This is a genomic window from Arcobacter lacus (assembly GCF_003063295.1).
GTDB lineage: Bacteria > Campylobacterota > Campylobacteria > Campylobacterales > Arcobacteraceae > Aliarcobacter > Aliarcobacter lacus.
Genome location: NZ_MUXF01000005.1, coordinates 16,972 through 35,260 on the forward strand (window position 1 = coordinate 16,972; position 18,289 = coordinate 35,260).

Annotated in this window: 17 protein-coding genes; all 17 read right to left on the reverse strand. The window is 29.1% G+C overall.

The genetic code is table 11. The features are described from left to right. Positions 1–8: 8 nt before the first annotated feature. A complete protein-coding gene (ssuD, locus tag B0175_RS03520; protein ID WP_108527305.1) occupies positions 9–1,166 on the reverse strand; it encodes an FMNH2-dependent alkanesulfonate monooxygenase in 1,158 nt (385 codons plus the stop codon). 2 nt (positions 1,167–1,168) lie between these two features. Further along, on the reverse strand, positions 1,169–2,119 hold the full coding sequence (locus B0175_RS03525; RefSeq protein WP_108527306.1) for a sulfonate ABC transporter substrate-binding protein: 951 nt from the start codon (positions 2,117–2,119) through the stop codon (positions 1,169–1,171). 44 nt (positions 2,120–2,163) lie between these two features. Then, positions 2,164–3,021 carry an amidohydrolase family protein gene (locus tag B0175_RS03530; RefSeq protein ID WP_108527307.1) on the reverse strand — a complete coding sequence of 286 codons (858 nt, stop codon included), beginning with the start codon at positions 3,019–3,021 and terminating at the stop codon, positions 2,164–2,166. Between the two features lie 17 nt (positions 3,022–3,038). Continuing rightward, a complete protein-coding gene (locus B0175_RS03535; RefSeq protein WP_108527308.1) occupies positions 3,039–3,776 on the reverse strand; it encodes an ATP-binding cassette domain-containing protein in 738 nt (245 codons plus the stop codon). Continuing rightward, positions 3,773–4,558 carry an ABC transporter permease subunit gene (locus B0175_RS03540; RefSeq protein WP_108527309.1) on the reverse strand — a complete coding sequence of 262 codons (786 nt, stop codon included), beginning with the start codon at positions 4,556–4,558 and terminating at the stop codon, positions 3,773–3,775. Before B0175_RS03540 ends, B0175_RS03535 begins: the two co-directional genes overlap by 4 nt. Next, positions 4,542–5,696 carry an FMNH2-dependent alkanesulfonate monooxygenase gene (gene ssuD / locus B0175_RS03545; protein ID WP_108527310.1) on the reverse strand — a complete coding sequence of 385 codons (1,155 nt, stop codon included), beginning with the start codon at positions 5,694–5,696 and terminating at the stop codon, positions 4,542–4,544. Before ssuD (B0175_RS03545) ends, B0175_RS03540 begins: the two co-directional genes overlap by 17 nt. 12 nt (positions 5,697–5,708) lie before the next feature. After that, entirely contained in the window at positions 5,709–6,653 is a 945-nt protein-coding gene (locus tag B0175_RS03550; RefSeq protein ID WP_108527311.1) for a sulfonate ABC transporter substrate-binding protein, read from the reverse strand. 257 nt (positions 6,654–6,910) lie between these two features. Further along, a complete protein-coding gene (locus B0175_RS03555; RefSeq protein ID WP_108527312.1) occupies positions 6,911–7,369 on the reverse strand; it encodes an RrF2 family transcriptional regulator in 459 nt (152 codons plus the stop codon). A 91-nt stretch (positions 7,370–7,460) separates the two neighbouring features. Next, entirely contained in the window at positions 7,461–8,393 is a 933-nt protein-coding gene (locus B0175_RS03560; protein WP_108527313.1) for a M14 family metallopeptidase, read from the reverse strand. Then, the gene (locus B0175_RS03565; RefSeq protein ID WP_108527314.1) at positions 8,380–9,339 is read right to left on the reverse strand and encodes a M14 family metallopeptidase; all 960 of its coding nucleotides are present in this window, start codon (positions 9,337–9,339) and stop codon (positions 8,380–8,382) included. Before B0175_RS03565 ends, B0175_RS03560 begins: the two co-directional genes overlap by 14 nt. Then, on the reverse strand, positions 9,336–10,004 hold the full coding sequence (locus B0175_RS03570; protein WP_108527315.1) for an alpha-E domain-containing protein: 669 nt from the start codon (positions 10,002–10,004) through the stop codon (positions 9,336–9,338). The genes B0175_RS03565 and B0175_RS03570 overlap by 4 nt, the downstream gene beginning before the upstream one ends. 1 nt (position 10,005) lies before the next feature. Continuing rightward, positions 10,006–11,370, reverse strand: a complete 1,365-nt coding sequence (locus B0175_RS03575; RefSeq protein WP_108527316.1) for a circularly permuted type 2 ATP-grasp protein — start codon at positions 11,368–11,370, stop codon at positions 10,006–10,008. Between the two features lie 225 nt (positions 11,371–11,595). After that, positions 11,596–13,410, reverse strand: a complete 1,815-nt coding sequence (gene typA / locus B0175_RS03580; RefSeq protein ID WP_004510009.1) for a translational GTPase TypA — start codon at positions 13,408–13,410, stop codon at positions 11,596–11,598. 108 nt (positions 13,411–13,518) lie between these two features. Further along, positions 13,519–14,004 (reverse strand): hypothetical protein, encoded by a 486-nt coding sequence (locus B0175_RS03585; protein WP_108527317.1) that lies wholly within the window; start codon positions 14,002–14,004, stop codon positions 13,519–13,521. Between the two features lie 10 nt (positions 14,005–14,014). Beyond that, positions 14,015–14,320, reverse strand: coding sequence for a hypothetical protein (locus B0175_RS03590; protein WP_108527318.1), 306 nt, complete (start codon positions 14,318–14,320; stop codon positions 14,015–14,017). After that, a complete protein-coding gene (locus B0175_RS03595; protein WP_108527319.1) occupies positions 14,317–15,903 on the reverse strand; it encodes a PepSY-associated TM helix domain-containing protein in 1,587 nt (528 codons plus the stop codon). The genes B0175_RS03590 and B0175_RS03595 overlap by 4 nt, the downstream gene beginning before the upstream one ends. A 48-nt stretch (positions 15,904–15,951) precedes the next feature. Then, positions 15,952–18,279 carry a TonB-dependent siderophore receptor gene (locus B0175_RS03600; protein ID WP_108527320.1) on the reverse strand — a complete coding sequence of 776 codons (2,328 nt, stop codon included), beginning with the start codon at positions 18,277–18,279 and terminating at the stop codon, positions 15,952–15,954. Between the last annotated feature and the right edge of the window lie 10 nt (positions 18,280–18,289).

The following is an 18,289-nucleotide window of genomic DNA, read 5'->3' on the forward strand; positions in this document are numbered from 1 at the left end:
TTTAATTCCTAATTATTATCTCTATCTTCACTTGTTACACCACCAAATGGTCCAGATTGAACAACTCCTGATAATTTTTCTTTTGTCTTATTTGGCAATAAAGGAAATACAAGTTCGGCAAATCTAAAAGACTCTTCAAGATGTGGATAACCAGAAAATACAAAAGTATCTATTCCTAAATCTACATATTCTTGTATTCTTTGGGCTACAATTTCAGGATTTCCTACAAGTGCAGTTGCACAACCACCACGAACTAAACCAATTCCAGCCCATAAATTTGGACTGATTTCAAGTTCTTCTCTTGTTCTTGCTTTTCCACCATTAGTCAAAGCTGTCATCAATCTTTGACCTTCGGAATCTAGTTTTTGTAAAGCATTTTGAGAAGCATTGATTTTTTCATCATCAAGTTTACTTATTAATTTTTCAGCAGCACTCCAGGCTTCTTCTTCTGTATCTCTTACTATTACATGAAGTCTAATTCCAAATTTTATACTTCTTCCATATTTTAAAGCTTTCTCTTTTACATCTTCAATTTTTGCTTTAACTGCTTTTGGAGTTTCACCCCAAGTTATATATAAATCAACTTTTTGTGCAGCTAACTCATGAGCTTTTTGTGAACTTCCACCAAAAAATAGTGGTGGATGTGGTCTTTGTACTGGTGGATATAAAAGTTTTGCATTTTTTGTTTTATAATGTTTTCCATCAAAATTCACAAGCTCTTTTTCATAACTTGCTCTTAAAATCTCTTTCCATAAATCTACAAATTCAGCTGCCGTTTCATATCTCTCATCTGAATCTTGAAATAATCCATCACCTTCAAGTTCATCTTTATCACCACCTGCAACAAGATTAAAAGCAACTCTTCCATTTGAAAATCTATCTAATGTTGAAGCTATTCTTGCAGCTAAAGCTGGTTGTAAAAGTCCTGGTCTAAGTGCAACTAAAAATTTTAATTTTGAAGTTACTCCTATTAAGCTTGAAGCCACTACAAAAGGGTCTTCACAAGATCTTCCTGTAGGAATTAAAACTCCATCATATCCCAAAGTATCAGCTGCAACTGCAACTTGTTTTACATAATCAAAGTCAGATACTCTTGATTGATCTTTTGAACCTAAGTATCTGTTATCTCCAAATGTTGGTATAAACCAAAATATATCTAAAGCCATTTTTATTTTCCTTTTTTAGTTTCAGGAATCCAAACAACACTTTTTATATCTAGTTTTTTTGGAATTAATTTTAAATCATAAAATGTATCTGCAATTTTTTGTTGCTCTTTGATAACTTCATCATTTAGATAATTTATTCCATAACCACCTCTATCTAATGCTTTTTCTAGTGTAAGTAGATCTAATCCCGTAAGTGGAGATAAAGCTGCTGCTACTTCAGTTGGTTTTGAAATTGCCCAATCATTTACTTTTTTTAATTCATCAAAAATAATTGCAACAACATCTGGTCTTCTTGCTGCATAACTCTCTTCTGCTAGATAAAATTGATGATTATTTACTGTATTTGTTCCATCTTGTACAAGTTTTGCATCTAAAGTTGTTTGAGCTGCTGCATAAAATGGATCCCAAATTACCCAAGCATCAACACTTCCTTTTTCAAAGGCTGCTCTTGCATCTGCAGGGGCAAGAAATACTGTTTGTATATCACTATATTTTAATCCTGCATTTTCCAAAGCTCTAACTAATAAATAGTGAACATTTGAGCCTTTATTTAAAACAACTTTTTTACCTTTTAAATCTGTGACTGTATTGATAGCTGAATTTTTTGGCACAATAATAGCTTCACCTTTTGGAGCTGGAGGTTCATATCCTATATATTTGATTTTTGCATTTGCTGCTTGTGCAAAAATTGGAGGTGTTTCACCAACTGTTCCAAAATCAATACTTCCAACATTCAATCCCTCAAGTAATTGAGGCCCTGCTGCAAACTCATTCCAAGTTACTTTTACACCAAGTGGTTCTAATCTTTTTTCTAAATTACCACTTGCTTTTAATAAAATCAAAGTTCCATACTTTTGAAAGCCAATTCTTAAAACATCTTCTTTATTTGCAGAAAATCCTAAAATAGGAATAATTGCTAATAAAACTAAAATTTTTCTAACTAAATTTTTCATTATTTTTTCCTTGAATAATAAAATATACACTAAATGTATGAATATTAAATACTTAAAACTCGTTTGGCATTTTTATAAAATAAATTGTCCAAAATTTCATCTTTAAAACCTAATTTTATAAAATCTTCAATTGTCTGTTTCATCGGTCTAAAAGGATATGATGTCCCAAATAAAAGTTGATCTTTAAAAAAACCATTTGCTGCTTCTACAAAAAGCTTACTTCCTGCTTGAAATATGTACATATCAGGTACTACAAAAACATTTTCATATCTAAATGCAACACCTATCATCTCATTTACATAAGGATAACATCCATGACAAACTACTATTTTCAAGTTTGGAAATTCTCTTGCAATTCTTCCAATTGCTGCAGGATTTGTATGTTCCAAATTTGGTGTTGTTGGTCCGGTCATTATAAATAATGGAATTTTTAAGCTCTGACATAAATCATATACTGGCAAAAAATCCTTATCATCAAAAGAAACTGCTGGTTTTCCAAATGTTGGTTCTACATTTATTCCTTTTAAACCTAAAGTTTCGGTTGCTCTATATATCTCTTCAAACGTTTGAGCTATTCCTTTAGTTTGAGGATCAACTGATGCAATTCCTATAAGTTCCTTATATGGAGCTGTTATATCTTTGATTACATCATTTGAGATTGATAAATCTGGTGTATCCCTACCAATTACAACAGCATTTGTTATACCACTATCTCTAATTTCTTTTACGTAACCATCTAAAGTAAAAGATTTAGTAAAATGTTCATCATCTTTTGAACCAACTCTTCTATTTAACCATTTGGCAGTTTCATACCCTTTTGTCCCTGGTGTTGAACCATAAAATTCACCCAACAATGCAGGCCTACTTCTAAAGTCTATAATTTTTCCATTATACTGACTCAACTTTTCCCTCCTTATTTTTAGATATAGTACATATTTCCAAGAACTCTTGATAATATATTTGCTTCTAATTTAGCAAACTCTTGAGTTCCACGTTCTCTTTGTCTTGGTAAATTTATTTTTAAATCAAGTGTGATTTTTCCACATTCGATTAAAACAACTCTATCACCTAAAATAACTGCTTCACTAACATCGTGAGTTACTAGTAAAACTGTAAATTTATGCTCTTGCCAAATTTTTTCAATTAGCGTTTGCATTTCAATTCTTGTTAGTGCATCAAGTGCCCCTAAAGGTTCATCAAGAAGCAATAATTTTGGTTTATGTACCAATGCTCTTGCTAATGCAACTCTTTGTTTTTGACCACCTGATAGATTTGCTGGCCACTCATTTGCTCTTGCACTAAGTCCTACTTCTCTTAAAGCTTCTAGTGCTAAATCATAAGATTCTTTTGGTAAACCTAAAGCTACATTTTCTATTACAGTTTTCCAAGGAAGTAATCTTGAATCTTGAAACATTATTCTTGTATTTGGATTTACTCCTAAGGCTTCATCATCATCTAAAAATAGTTTTCCTGAACTTAATTTTTCAAGTCCACCAACTAATCTTAAAAAAGTACTTTTTCCACAACCACTTCTTCCTACAATTGATATAAATTCACCAGAATCAACTTTTAAATTAAAATCACTCAATACAACTCTATCACCAAAACTTTTCGTTAAGTTATTTGTTTTTATTTCTATTCCACTTAAATTACTCATTTTTGATAACCTTTATGCCATTTTAAATATCTTTTTTCTAACACTGAAGCAAGAATATCTGAGATTTTTCCTAAGACTGCATATAATAAAATTCCTAAAACCATTATGTCAGTTTGTAAAAATTCTCTTGCATTCATTGTCATATAACCTATTCCTTCACTTGAAGCTATTGTTTCTGCTACTATTAAATAAAGCCACATAAAACCTAAAGACATTCTAAGTCCAACTAAAATCGATGGCATTGCTCCTGGTAAAATAATATTTTTAAACAATCCATAAGAACTTAATCCATACACTTTTCCCATTTCAATCAAATCCTTATCAACACTTCTTAATCCATGAAAAGTGTTTAAATAAATTGGAAAAAATACTGCTAAAGCTAATAAAAAAATCTTACTAAACTCTCCAATACCAAACCAAAGAATAACTAATGGAACTAAAGCTAATAAGGGAATTGTTCTAATCATTTGTATAGTTGAATCAAGTAAATTTTCTGCCAATTTTGATAAACCAGTAATAAATCCTAAAATAAATCCAATACTTCCTCCAATAATTAATCCTAATAATGCTCTTTGTAAACTAACCAAAAAGTGATGAATTAACTCTCCATTTGCTGTAAGAGTGACTCCTGCACTTATCACATCAAGAGGTGCTGGCATAACTCTTGAAGAAACTAATCCACTTTGAACTACAATTTGCCAAACAACTAAAACTAAAACTGGAATTAACCAAACAATAAAATGGTCAATTAAATTTACTTTTATTTTATTTATGAGTTTCATCGTTTAAAACCCCACCAAATGTTTCACCTTCTGTAATCCCTGATAATTTGTTTTTTACTCTATTAGGTAACAAAGGGAATACTAATTCTGCAAATTTATATGCTTCTTCAAGATGAGGATAACCAGAAAATACAAATGTATCAACTCCCATATCTGCGTATTCAGTTATTCTTTCAACTACAATTTGTGGACTTCCAACAAGTGCAGTTGCACAACCTTCTCTTGCAAGTCCTATTCCTGCCCATAAGTTTGGACTAATTTCAAGTTCTTCTCTTGATCTAGCTTTTCCACCATTTGTTAAAGCTGTCATTCTTTTCTGTCCAATAGATTCTCTTTTTTCTAAAACTTTATGATGTTGTTGTATTGTTTCATCATCAAGTTTACTTATTAATTTTTCAGCTACACTCCAAGCTTCTTCTTCAGTTTCTCTTACAATAACATGAAGTCTTACTCCAAATCTTAGTATTCTTCCATATTTTGAAGCCCTTTTTTTAAGATCTTCAATTTTTTCTTTAACATCTTGTGGACGTTCACCCCAAGTTATATATAAATCAACTTTTTGTGCAGCTAATTCTCTTGCTTCATTTGATGAACCACCAAAAAACAAAGGAGGAGTTGTTTTTTGAACTGGTGGATATAGAAGTTTTGCATTTGTTGTTTTATAAAACTTTCCATCAAAATTTACAAGTTCTTTTTTATAACTTGATTTCAAAATATCTCTCCAAACATCTACAAACTCTGCTGCAGCTTCATATCTTTCTTCTGGGTTTTGATATAAACCATCACCTTCAAGTTCCGTTTTATCTCCTCCTGCAACTAAATTAATAGCAACTCTTCCATTTGAAAATCTATCAAGAGTTGCTGTCATTCTAGCTGCTAGTGAAGGTTGTAAAAGTCCTGGTCTAAGTGCTACTAAAAACTTTAAGTTTTGTGTAGCTCCTATTAAACTTGAAGCAACAACCCAAGGGTCTTCACATAATCTTCCTGTTGGAATCAAAACACCATCAAATCCCAAATTATCAGCTGCAACTGCAATTTGTTTTGAGTAATTAAAATCAATTATTCTTGAACCACTTTTTTCACCTAAATATTGACTATCTCCAAAAGTAGGTATAAACCAAAATATATTTAAAGCCATTTATTACCTTTCTTATTTACTATTTTCAGGTATCCAAACAACACTTTTTATATCTAGTTTTTTTGGAATTAATTTTAAATCATAAAATGTATCAGCTATTTCTTGTTGATCTTGTATGATTTTAGGTGTCAAATATTGAGTTGTAAATACAGCTCTTTTATGTGCAAGTTCTAATGCTTCTACATCTAAACCATTTATAGTTGAAAGTGTTTTTGCTGTTCCAATTGGATCTTTTGTAAGTAATTCATCAACTTTTTTTATTTCATCAAAAACTATATCAATAACCTCTTTGTTTTTAATATAACTCTCTTCCACTAAATAAAACTGATAGTTATTTACTAGATTTACACCATCTCTTAAATTCTTAGCACCAATTTTTAACTCCGCTGCTGCAAAAAATGGATCCCAAATTACCCAAGCATCAACACTTCCTTTTTCAAAAGCTGCTCTTGCATCTGCTGGAGGTAAAAATGTAGGTTGAATATCACTATATTTTAAACCAGCTTCTTCTAAAGCTTTTACTAATAAATAATGAACATTTGAACCTTTATTTAAAGCAACTTTTTTACCTTTTAAATCAGCAACCGTTTTGATAGGAGAATCTTTTGGAACTATGATTGCTTCAGCTTTTGGAAAAGCCGATTTATATCCTATATATTTAATTTTTGCATTCACTGCTTGTGCAAAAATAGGTGGTGTTTCTCCAACTGTTCCTAAATCAACACTTCCAACATTCAATCCTTCAAGTAATTGAGGACCAGCAGGAAATTCTATCCAAGTTACTTTAACACCAATTGTTTTTAATCTTTTTTCTAATGCACCAGAATCTTTTAATAATATAAATCCTGGGTCTGATTTTTGATACCCAATTCTTAGTTCTTCAGTTTTTGAAGCTCCAAAACCTAATACTGGAATAATTGCTAATATCGCAAATATTTTTTTAACTATTTTTTTCATAAATTTTTCCTAAAATATAATATACACTAAATGTATGATAATTAAAGACTTAAAAAAATCTCACCTTATTGCTTATTAAATTAATTCTACATTTTTAGAATATCTACACATATCGCACATCATTTTTTATCCTTTCTTTTAAGGTGATTTATATCATAAAATCTATCACCTACTTAATTGGTGAATTTATATCACAAATTATATTTAAATGTCAAGAACTTTACAATTAATAATAAAAAAGGCATTTAAAATACTCTTTAAATACCCAATCCACCGATAAATTCTTCTTTATAAACATCTTCTTTCGTAACAGGAGCTTGTCCTAAACAAGAAGCTATTGTTGTTTTATCAAGAATTTGTGCTGTTAAATTTCTAATATTTAAAAATACTCTTCTAAAATAACACTTTCCTTCTTGGCTACATGGTTCATAATTTGATACCGAAACACAAGATATCATAGCAATCATACCTTCAAAATATCTTATTACTTCACCTAAAGTTATTTCATCAGAACCTTTTGCTAAAACATAACCACCATAACGACCAGGAATACTCTTTACCCAACCTGCTCTATTCATTTCAAGCATAATATTTTCTAAAAATCTTCTTGGAACATCAACTGATTCCGATAGTTCTCTTATAGAAATTAAATTGTCAGCTTCTGCTATTGCAAACAAAGCTCTTAACGCATAATCTGTCTTTTTTGAAACTTTCATATTTATCACCTACTTAATTGGTAGAACTATATTTTAATTTCGAAATATTGTCAATAGTTTTTTTTGGAATTAGAAAAAATCAACTAAAATTTTAGCCAATTTTTGCAATTCTAAACGCAACTGCATTTTCAAAAATCAAAGAATTTGAGTAATAACAAGTAATCATTCCATTACATGGTGCTAAAAATTGATGAATAACATTGCCTTCTAAAGAGTGTACAACTTCACCAATTATTTGATTTTTCGATACATAATTCCCAGGTACTTCTGTTGGAATAAATATACCACTTTTAGGTGCTTTAACTACATTTATTATTTTTCTATCCATTACTGTTGATTCATATCCATTAAATATATGATAATTCAAAATCTTTGTTTTATCCATAAATCTAATAATTGCTTGATTTATTTGATTTGCAGTTTTTTTATCTACTTGATTAATACTTGGACAAATAATAGAAAAAGCTTTTGTTCCCCAAAGTTGCCAATTATATTGCAAAGTAACACTATCAATTGATTTCATAACTCTATGGTGAATTAATTTAAAACCAAATTTTTTAGCTGCTTCCAAATCTTCATATCCACTTTTATATAATTTTATATAAGGTAAACAAACTGCTGTATCATGTCGTCTTTCTAAGATAATTCCATAATCATAACCATTAAGAGCATCAAAAACTTTTTTTGCAATTCTTTGTGTTGTTTCTCCCTCTTCATATCCTGGAAACATCATATTTATATCTGTATTATCTAAAGGCCAATATCTTTTCCCAATATTTAAAGCATAATGATTTATAGAAGGTATGATAAATATATCTCCTTTTATTTTCTCTTTTTTTACTTTATTATTAAAAAAATCAACTAAAGTTGAAGCACAATATAAAGGAAGAATTGAATCTCCTCCCATTGCCCCAATTATTGCAATTTTTGGTGCTTTTGGATTTGTACCTTTAAATAAATACCCTTCTACAACTAAAGGTTCTCTACTTAATGATTCTATTCTTAGGATTTCAATTTTTTCCACTATTAACTCCAAATATTCTAGCTATTAAAGATCCTTCATAAACAACAGGATATTCTCTTAATGTAAATAATATTCCATTATTTGGTGCAGTTAATGTCGCAAGTACAGTTCCAGTCAAAGGATCAACAATATCACCTATTTTAATACCTTTTTGAATAATTGCACAATGATCAAGAGCAGGTACAAACAAACCACTTTTAGGAGCATTTAAATAAAATACTCCTCCCACTTCAGAACTAAATGGTTTTCTTACATCAAAATCTTCATCACACTCTATGATTTTTTCTTTTTTCATAAGATTCAAAATTCCTATTAAAAGTTGTTCACCATACTCTTTTGTAAGTCTCATACCAACGCCCATTTCAACAACAAGCGTTTTTGTTCCCATTGAATTCATAGTGTGAGAAAAAGTAGCTTCTAAAACAGTAACAGCATCATGAATCCAAATAAAATCACAATTAAGTTCTTTTGCAAGAGGTAATGTATCTTTTGAAAACTCTTTATTTATTCTAATTTGAGGTATTTCTCTTAAAAAAATATTACTTGAATGAATATCAATAGCTATATCACTTCCTTTTACATCTTGTGCTAAGGCATATACAACTTGTCCTGGAAGAAAGTCATTTACATCTCCAGGAAAAGTTCTATTTAAATCAACATCATATAAAGGAAATCCTCTTGTAATAGTATCAACTCCAAGGGAATTAACAGCAGGATAAATATCTACTATTCCTCTTAATTTATCACTATTATTATTTAACCATTGAGCTAAAAGAAAAATAACAAACTGCCCTTCTAGTTCATCTCCATGAATTCCACTAACAATAGAAATTCTTTTAAGTTTTTCACCATTTTTATAACTACCTTCTGGTTCAAATCTACTTCTTTTTATAGATAGTTTTTCTCCAACTGGTAAATTTGATTTAAAAATTTCTTTTGTAATCATTCTTCTCCAACTATTATTTTATTTATTTTTGAATTAACTGAATTTAAAATTGCCTCATAAGTATCATTTTCATCATAAGTTTTAAACTTTGCATTTGGGGCAAGTATAGTAGCAATTTTATCTATTTCTTCTATTACAACTAAAGAAAATTCTTTATCATTTCCAACTCTTAGATGAAAATCTACTTTTTCAACAAACTTCCCTAATCTAATAAAATAATCACTAGTATCTCTTTTTTCTCTTCTTGTAAGTTCTCCCCAAATTTGGCTAATTAAAGATAAGATATATTCGATAAATCTACAATCAATACTAAACTTTGTATGACTTGAATGTTTTAATAATTCTGCTAGTTCAATAACAGAACCAAAGGCTTCTGTATCAATATTTGAACGACTTATAATTGCATTTTCTTTTGCATAAGATATCAATTTATAGATATTTGCATCGTGTTCTCCAAAAATAGAAACTTTTAAAAAATCTTTTGCATCTTCATATTCTATGTCAATTCCCAATTTTTTATAAAAATCTTTTCCAGAATTTTTATCTATATCTATTATTTTATCAAAATGAAAAATTGTCTCTATCAAAGTAGCTTCAACTCTTTCTAAATATCTTCCAAACCAATAAAGATTATTTGCAACATTTGTTGTAAGCAATTGTTCCATATTAAGCCTCCATTACCCAAGTATCTTTAAATCCACCACCTTGAGATGAATTTACCAAATAATTTCCAGCTTCCATTGCATATCTTGTTAAGCCACATTGCCAAACTTTTGGTTCATCAGCCATCACAACATAAGCTCTAAAATCTGCTTTTCTTGCAACTATTTCATCATTGATATAACACTCTTCATCATAGAACTCTATTAACTCTTGTGCAATAAATCTTCTTGGATTTGAAGCTATGATTGTTTTTAAATCATTTATTTGAATATCTGTCATTGTATGTCCAAACATTACTCCATAACCACCAGCTTCTGCAACATCTTTAATAACAAGTTTATGAATATTTTCAAAAATATATTTTTTATCTTTTTCAAAATATGGTAAATATGTTGGAGCATTATTTAAAATAGGTTCTTCTCCCAAATAATATTTAATCATTTTTGGAACAAAATAATAGATTCCTTTATCATCAGCAACTCCATTTCCAGGAGCATTCATAATTGCTACATTTCCAGCTAAATATGCCTCCATGATGCCAGATACACCAATTAAACTCTCAGAATTGAAAAATTTTGGATCTAAAAACTCATCATCCAATCTTCTATAAACAGCTCCTACTTTTACTAAATTTCCATCATAGTTTTTAAAGTATAAAACTTTATTTTTTACAATTAATTCATCATTTCTTACAAGTTGGGCACCTATTTTTTTTGCCAAATAAGCGTGTTCATAATATGCTGAATTAAATCTTCCTGGAGTTAAAACTACATTTATTCCTCCACAACTTACATAATTCATAGCATTTTCTAGAATTTGAGGGTACCCTTTTATTGGTTTTATTTTTAATTCTTCAAAAAAATCTGAATAAATTTTTCTATATGTATCTCTAATAGATAAAGGATAACTAGCACCACTTGGAACTCTTAAATTATCTTCTAAGATAACCCAATCATTTGTAATTGTATCTTTTACTAAATCTATACCATTTATGTGTGTTCTGATTTTTTTATTGGGAGAGAATCCATTAAGTTCTTTCAAATAACCTTTGGCTTGAAAAATAAACTCTTCTGGAATTACTTTGTCTTTGATAATTTTTTTTTCAGTATATAAATCTTCTAAAAAAAGATTTAAAGCTTTTATTCTTTGAGATAAACCTTTGTCTATTTTATCAAACTCTTTTGAGTCAATAATTCGAGGAATAACATCAAAAGGAAGAGACCTCTCTATAAAATTTCCATCTTTATAAAGATTGAAATTTACAGCAAACTTATCCATATATTTTTGGAACTCGTCTATTAGTAATCTATTTTGTTTAAAAAATATTTTCCAAAATAGTTCTTTTTTTGCATTTTCTATTTCTAGCATCCCACACCTCCTACATAGTATAAATTTTAGTGCGATTTGTAAAAAATATTTACACTTTATTGTACACTAAATATACAACTTAGTAGGAGATAGACATAAAAAAAGGTAAGAAGATATAAATCTCCTTACCTTTCTAAACAAAAATGATAATTTTTTGTATTAATAATCTTTTTCTTTCTTTTTCAACATTTTACTTTTGTAAAAATTTTGCTTAAAAGAGAAGAATTAAGCATTCTTTTCTTTTTTTGCTGTTCTTTTTCTTACTGTTGGATCAAGTTCTCTTTTTCTAACTCTTACAGAAAGAGGTGTAACTTCAACTAGTTCATCATCTTCAATCCACTCTAAAGCATTTTCTAAAGACATAAGTCTTGGTGGAATTAATTTAATTGCTTCATCTGCACCACTAGATCTTACGTTTGATTGTTGTTTCCCTTTTATAGGATTTACATCTAAATCATTATCTTTTGCATGTTGTCCAATTACCATTCCGATATATACTTTATCTTGAGGTTTTACGAACATTACTCCCCTATCTTGTAAGTTAAAGATTGAGTATGCAAGTGCTTCACCATTTTCCATAGAAACTAAAGCTCCATATTTTCTTGATTCAACTGTTCCAGAATATGGTCTAAACTCTAAGAATGAGTGATTCATAACACCCTCACCTTTTGTTTCTGTTAAAAATTCTGTTCTAATACCAATTAATCCTCTTGCAGGAATTTCAAACTCTAATCTTGTATATCCTTGCCCCATTGGTACCATATTTGTCATATTAGCTTTTCTTTTTCCAAGTTTTTCAATAATAGCACCTGAAAATTCATCTGGAGTATCAATAACTAAGTGCTCAAATGGTTCCATTTTTACACCATTTTCTTCTCTAATGATAACTTCAGGTCTTCCTATACAAAACTCAAAACCTTCTCTTCTCATATTCTCAGCTAAAATAGTAATTTGAAGCTCACCTCTTCCGTTTACTTTAAATTTACCTTCACCAATTTGCTCATAATTCATCGCAATATTAGTGTTCATTTCAGCTTTTAATCTTTCATCAATTTTATTTGAAGTTACAAATTTACCTTCAGTTCCTGCAAGTGGAGAATCATTTACAGCAAAAGTAACAGAAAGTGTTGGTTCTTCGATGTGCATTGGGTCAAGTGGCATAGGATTTGTTGGATCACATAATGAATCACCAACATCAATTGTTTCAAATCCAGCAACTGCAACGATATCTCCTGCTCCTGCTGTTTTAATTTCAACTCTTTCTAAACCTTTAAATCCAATAAGTTTAGATACTCTTCCTTTTACTTTTTCACCATCTGCTTTACAAAGTAAAACTGTTTCACCTTGAGAAATTGTTCCATTAAAAATTCTAGCAATACCAATTTTCCCAATGAAATTATCATAATCAAGTGTAAATACTTGAAGTTGTAAACCATTTTCATCAGCACCAATTGGTTTTGGAACTTCTTTTAAAATTGTTTCAAATAGTGGTTTTAAATCCATATTCCCATCATTTGCATCAAATCTTGCATATCCATCTCTTGCAGCTGCATAAATAACTGGGAATTCTAATTGTTCTTCTGTTGCATCCATTTGAGCAAAAAGGTCAAATACCTCATCAACAACTCTATCAGGCTCTGCTGCTGGTTTATCAATTTTATTTACAACAACGATTGGTCTATGTCCTAAAGATAGTGCTTTTTTAACAACGAATTTTGTTTGTGGCATTACTCCTTCTTGTGCATCAACAAGAAGTAAAACTGAATCAACCATTTTTAAAACCCTCTCAACTTCTCCACCAAAATCGGCGTGTCCTGGAGTGTCAATGATGTTAATTCTTACACCTTCATAATCAACTGCTGTATTTTTTGAAAGAATTGTAATCCCTCTTTCTTTTTCGATAGCATTACTATCCATTACTCTTTCTTCTACATTTTGGTGAGATGAAAAAGTACCCGATTGTTTTAATAATTCATCAACTAATGTTGTTTTACCGTGGTCAACGTGTGCGATTACGGCTATATTTCTAATGTCTCTCATTTTTCTTCTTTTATATAAAATTTTCGCGGATTTTATCCAAAAAAAACTTAAGTCCTTATAATTGCTTAAAATATGGTTAAACGAATTTTTAAAACTTAAAAGAGAGTTTTAATTCTCTTTTAATTGTTGTAAGATTTTGTTTGTATTTTTATTACTAAAATAAATTGCCATTGCAAACAATATTAAACACATTATAAAAAATAGTATTGATATGATATTCCATTCACCTATAATTTCTTGTGATTTTGAAAGTTTTTTTGTATCAATTTTTGCTTTTAACTCTTCATTAAATCCTTCTAATGGAGCAATACCTTCTTTTATTATTGTATGTCCTGGTCCTCCATCGAGTACTACTTGATAAGGCTCTTTTGGAATAGCAATAACTAATTCACTCGATTGTGGTAGTCTCTCTTTAAAAAGTATTTCTTCTGAAACTAATGACTCAATTTTTATTAATGCACCGGCTGCATCTTCTCCTGTGCTAAACTCACCTACTACTGTTATAGTATTATCTTTGTTATCATATAAATTCATTACTAAACTATGAGCAAATAAATTGATACTCAAAAATATAAAAATAAATATTTTTTTCATCTTTTTCCTTTTAAAAGTTATAAAGTATTATTAATGCTATTGCAAAAATTATACTTGGAATAACACTTCTCAAAAGTGCTATATATCTACTAGAACTCAAACTAATCCATAAAGAAAGAAATGCCCACAATAATGCACTCATTATTATAGAAAATAGTGCTAAATCATTTAATCTTAAAGGTATTATCATAGTAAAAATTGCCATCACCGAATAAGAGATAAATAGTCCACCAAATATTGAGCAAATTGTTCTAAATAAACCTATTTTTTTTCCACTAATTTCTGGTGTTTTTAATTTTTGAATTAACTCTTTCATTTAACACCTCTTGACGTCCAAAATTTTTGAATTTTTTCTCTTTGTGTTGGTAGTTTATAAGCTATTACTAATAAAATTAATCCAAAAATAAATAAACCAACATCAACTGCAAAAACAGTATAAAGCTCTTCTTTCCAAAGTTTAACTAAACTAAATCCACTATTTATAAAGTGGCTTATTGGACTTAAAGCGAATAAAATTCCACCAAGATATAAAAACTCTTTAGCAGTTTGATAAGAGTTTAATTTATAAAATGAATAGGTAAATGTTGATACCCAAAGAGTTGCAAAAAATCCTTGTTGAATCAAACTTCTATTTTCCATATCAAAAGGAAGTAACCATTGTAAAAAGAATAATAATCCAGTTGCAGGAATTGCTCCAATCATAACAGCAAGTGAGAGTTTCCCTAAACCTTGATAAGCAGGAATATTTAAAGGAAATTTTCTAGCTCTTTTTTCTAAATACAGTAAATTTCCAAAACCTATAGCCAAAAGTGTTACTATCATAAGAAATGCTATAAAAAGTCTTGTAAAATCATCTGCAATAAAAAGAAGATGAATATATACCATACTGTCATAAAATATTGAACCCCAATTTTTTTCTAAAACTTTTTGTTCATATATTAAACTACCATCAACTCCACTTAAAATTACATTTGGCTTATTTGAATAACCATTTAAAAATGGCATATAAGGATTATATCCCTCAAGCTTTGCCATAGCAGCTGAATCACCCCAATTAGTAAGTTTTATTCTATGAAAATCAATATTTGGGGCTATATTTTGAGCAATTTTAAGTAATTCATTCATAGAAAGCATTTGTACACTATCATTTTGTTTCTTTTTTCTTGGTTCAGGTATATTATAAACTGGTCCAATCAATTTATAAGGTTCATAAATTTCACCTTTTGTAACTACATAAGCCATTGCTGGAGCAAATTTTTTACCAAGATTAAAAAAAGCCCCTGTTATTGTGATAATAAAAAATGGTAACACTGTCCAAAGTAAAATTTTCCTATGCCATTTTGAAAATGTTCCTGTTTGACTTGTTGTACTATTTTTATATTTTAAAATTAGGATTTGATAAAGTCCTCCTATCATTAGAACAATACAGGCAACAGCCATAAATCCAAAAACATACCAACCAAATTCTCCAAATGGTTTTCCATAATGCATATAATTTAAAAATTTTGCAAGTTCAAAAACTTTTGTTTCTTCTTTTATCTCTAAAGAAGTATTTGGATCAAAAACTTTTGGTGCAACAAACTGTGTTGATATTTTTAAAGTTGGATCTTTCATATATCCTGGAAGAGTTATAGTTATTGGTTTAGCTTTTGGAAAATCAGAGTCATTTAAAACTCTATCTACCATTTTTGTATAATCAATAGTTGAAATATCAGTAATTTTTATATGTTTTGAAGAGTTTTCCCAATTTTGTATATATGGAAGCATTATTGCAAATATTCCAAAAAATAGTGCAATATACATAATAAAAGAAAAACTAATTCCAAGTGCAATATGCACTCTTTGAAGTCTTTGATTAAATAGTTTTTTTTCTTCTTGTTTTGTTAATTGTTTTATCATTTTCTTTCCTATAAAAAAGGATTAAAAAATCCTTTTTTATTTTATTTTTTAGAATTTATAGTTTAAAGATAAAGTATAATTTCTTTCAGCACCCCATGCTCCATTTGAAGTATTAAGTACGTATTCTTCATCAAAAATATTATTAGCATTTAAAGTAACACTAAAATCTTTTTTAATATCATATTTTGCCATAGCATTAACTACTGCATAAGCTTTTTGAGTACTTAAATCTTTTGCTAAACCTGTTGAAGAAGAATTATAAATTTTACTTTGCCAATTTACTCCTGCACCTAAAGTTAATTTATTTATTTGATAAGTGTTAAATATTTTAAATGTATGTTTTGGAATATCTGTATTTAAAGGATTATTATCCTGATCTTTAGCGTTTGTATAAGTATACCCACCTGTAATATCCCAATTTGGTAAAATTTCTCCACCAATAGTTAAATCCCAACCTTTAATTTTTGCTCCATCAACACTTTTATAAGCTTGAGAACCTTCTGGTGTTAAATTTGAACCATCAGTAACAGCTAAATTATCTTGTTTTGTTATAAAGTAAGCAATACTGCTATTTAGCTTTCCATCATAAAACTCCGATTTTAATCCAAATTCAACAGTATTTCCCTCTTCTGGATCAAGGTAATTACCACTTATATCTTTATTTGTAGATGTTGGATTAAATATAGATGTGTAACTTGCATAAGTAGCAAAATTTTCATTTATATCATAAACTAAACCTAAATAAGGGATAACTTCAGCATTATATTTTTGTTCTTGCTCTGTCGAAGTTCCTTTATTATTTATTCTTTCAAAGTTAGTTATTCTACTTCCAACTATAAGATGTAAAGGATCAGATAATTCTAAATTTAAAGCAGCAAAAGCTCCAATTTCTTTTATATCTACAACCGTTTTTCCATTTTTTACTATTGGAGATGGATTATTTACATGTCCATTCCAACCACTAATTGATACATTATCAAATACTCTTTTATAAGAGGGGTCATCAGACTTTGTTTGATAACCATTTACACCAAAAGATAATTTATGTTCCTTTTCAAATGCTTTGATATTACCTGTTGTATATAAATCTATAGCATGAGTTTCTGGTGTGCTTTCAAATCTTCCAGAAGTTACCCTCATTAAACCAGTGTTATACCAAATTCCACCTGAACCAGCAACTCCATAAACTCTATCATTTTTAGCTTTTGTATATGAATAATTTACCACCGATTTCCAATCATCATTAAAATAATGTTCTAAGCCTGCCGATAAATTTAATTTCTCAGTATCACTATATGTATAATCTGCAGCAGGATTATCATATCTATCAAATGTTGTTTGTTTTTTACCATCCGTTGTTATAAAAGGAAATCCATGTGGTGTTGCATTATCAATATTTGTTTTTTGATAAGTTAAAGCGGTTGTTAAAAGAGTATTATCAGATAAATCAAAATCTAATGCACCATAAATTAAGCTATTTTCTTTATTATATCTATCTTGTTGATTTTCTCCATCACTATAAGTAGCTACAAATCTTCCTCTTATACTATCATCTTCATTTAATCCACCAGAAACATCTAACTGTCCTTTATATGTATCCCAACTTCCATAAGATATTTTTGCATCTCCCTGAAAATCTCTTGTTGGTTTTTTTCTTACATAATTTATACTTGCACTTGGATTTCCAGTTCCATTTGTAAGTCCTGTAGAGCCTCTTATTACTTCTACTTTTTCATAAATAGCTGAATCTTCTAAACCTACAAAATCACCAAATCCTGTAGTGGGAATACCATCTCTTTGATAATTGCTTACTTTAAATCCTCTTGAATAATATGAAGTATATCCTGCTCCTGTTTGTCCATATTGAATTGTTGTTACACCTGGTGTTTGAAGTAAAATATCATTTATATCTTTTAAATTTTGGTCCTCGATTTGTTTTTGTGTAATTATCGAAATAGATTGTGGCGTTTCTTTTAGAGATAAATCAAGTTTTGTTGCACTACTTGTTTCTTTTACTGTATAAGAATTTGTGCTACCTAAATAACCTTCATTGACTGAAATAGCATCTAATATAGTACCTTTTCCTTCAATTTTCTTGATAACAATTGTATTATCTTTGATTACTGCTTCAAGATTTGTACCTTTTAATACCTCTTTTAAAGCATTTTCAACACCTTCAATATTTTCTATTTTAGGAACTTTTTTCCCATCTAAAATTCGAGCATCAACCATATATGTCATATTTGATGTTTTTGAGATAGATTTTATAGCATTTTCAAGTGTTCCATTTTCTATATTAAACTCTGTTGCAAAAAGCGAAGAACTTAATAATAGAGATAAAGAAGTAGAAATTGCAATTTTTTTAGAAAATTTCATATTTTCATCC

Coding starts and splice junctions, on each gene's coding strand:
- B0175_RS03550 (WP_108527311.1), bottom strand. CDS start 6,653: ATGAAAAAAATAGTTAAAAAAATATTTGCGATATTAGCAATTATTCCA.
- B0175_RS03575 (WP_108527316.1), bottom strand. CDS start 11,370: ATGCTAGAAATAGAAAATGCAAAAAAAGAACTATTTTGGAAAATATTT.
- ssuD (WP_108527305.1), bottom strand. CDS start 1,166: ATGGCTTTAGATATATTTTGGTTTATACCAACATTTGGAGATAACAGA.
- B0175_RS03595 (WP_108527319.1), bottom strand. CDS start 15,903: ATGATAAAACAATTAACAAAACAAGAAGAAAAAAAACTATTTAATCAA.
- B0175_RS03600 (WP_108527320.1), bottom strand. CDS start 18,279: ATGAAATTTTCTAAAAAAATTGCAATTTCTACTTCTTTATCTCTATTA.
- ssuD (WP_108527310.1), bottom strand. CDS start 5,696: ATGGCTTTAAATATATTTTGGTTTATACCTACTTTTGGAGATAGTCAA.
- B0175_RS03555 (WP_108527312.1), bottom strand. CDS start 7,369: ATGAAAGTTTCAAAAAAGACAGATTATGCGTTAAGAGCTTTGTTTGCA.
- typA (WP_004510009.1), bottom strand. CDS start 13,410: ATGAGAGACATTAGAAATATAGCCGTAATCGCACACGTTGACCACGGT.
- B0175_RS03535 (WP_108527308.1), bottom strand. CDS start 3,776: ATGAGTAATTTAAGTGGAATAGAAATAAAAACAAATAACTTAACGAAA.
- B0175_RS03540 (WP_108527309.1), bottom strand. CDS start 4,558: ATGAAACTCATAAATAAAATAAAAGTAAATTTAATTGACCATTTTATT.
- B0175_RS03585 (WP_108527317.1), bottom strand. CDS start 14,004: ATGAAAAAAATATTTATTTTTATATTTTTGAGTATCAATTTATTTGCT.
- B0175_RS03565 (WP_108527314.1), bottom strand. CDS start 9,339: ATGATTACAAAAGAAATTTTTAAATCAAATTTACCAGTTGGAGAAAAA.
- B0175_RS03525 (WP_108527306.1), bottom strand. CDS start 2,119: ATGAAAAATTTAGTTAGAAAAATTTTAGTTTTATTAGCAATTATTCCT.
- B0175_RS03570 (WP_108527315.1), bottom strand. CDS start 10,004: ATGGAACAATTGCTTACAACAAATGTTGCAAATAATCTTTATTGGTTT.
- B0175_RS03590 (WP_108527318.1), bottom strand. CDS start 14,320: ATGAAAGAGTTAATTCAAAAATTAAAAACACCAGAAATTAGTGGAAAA.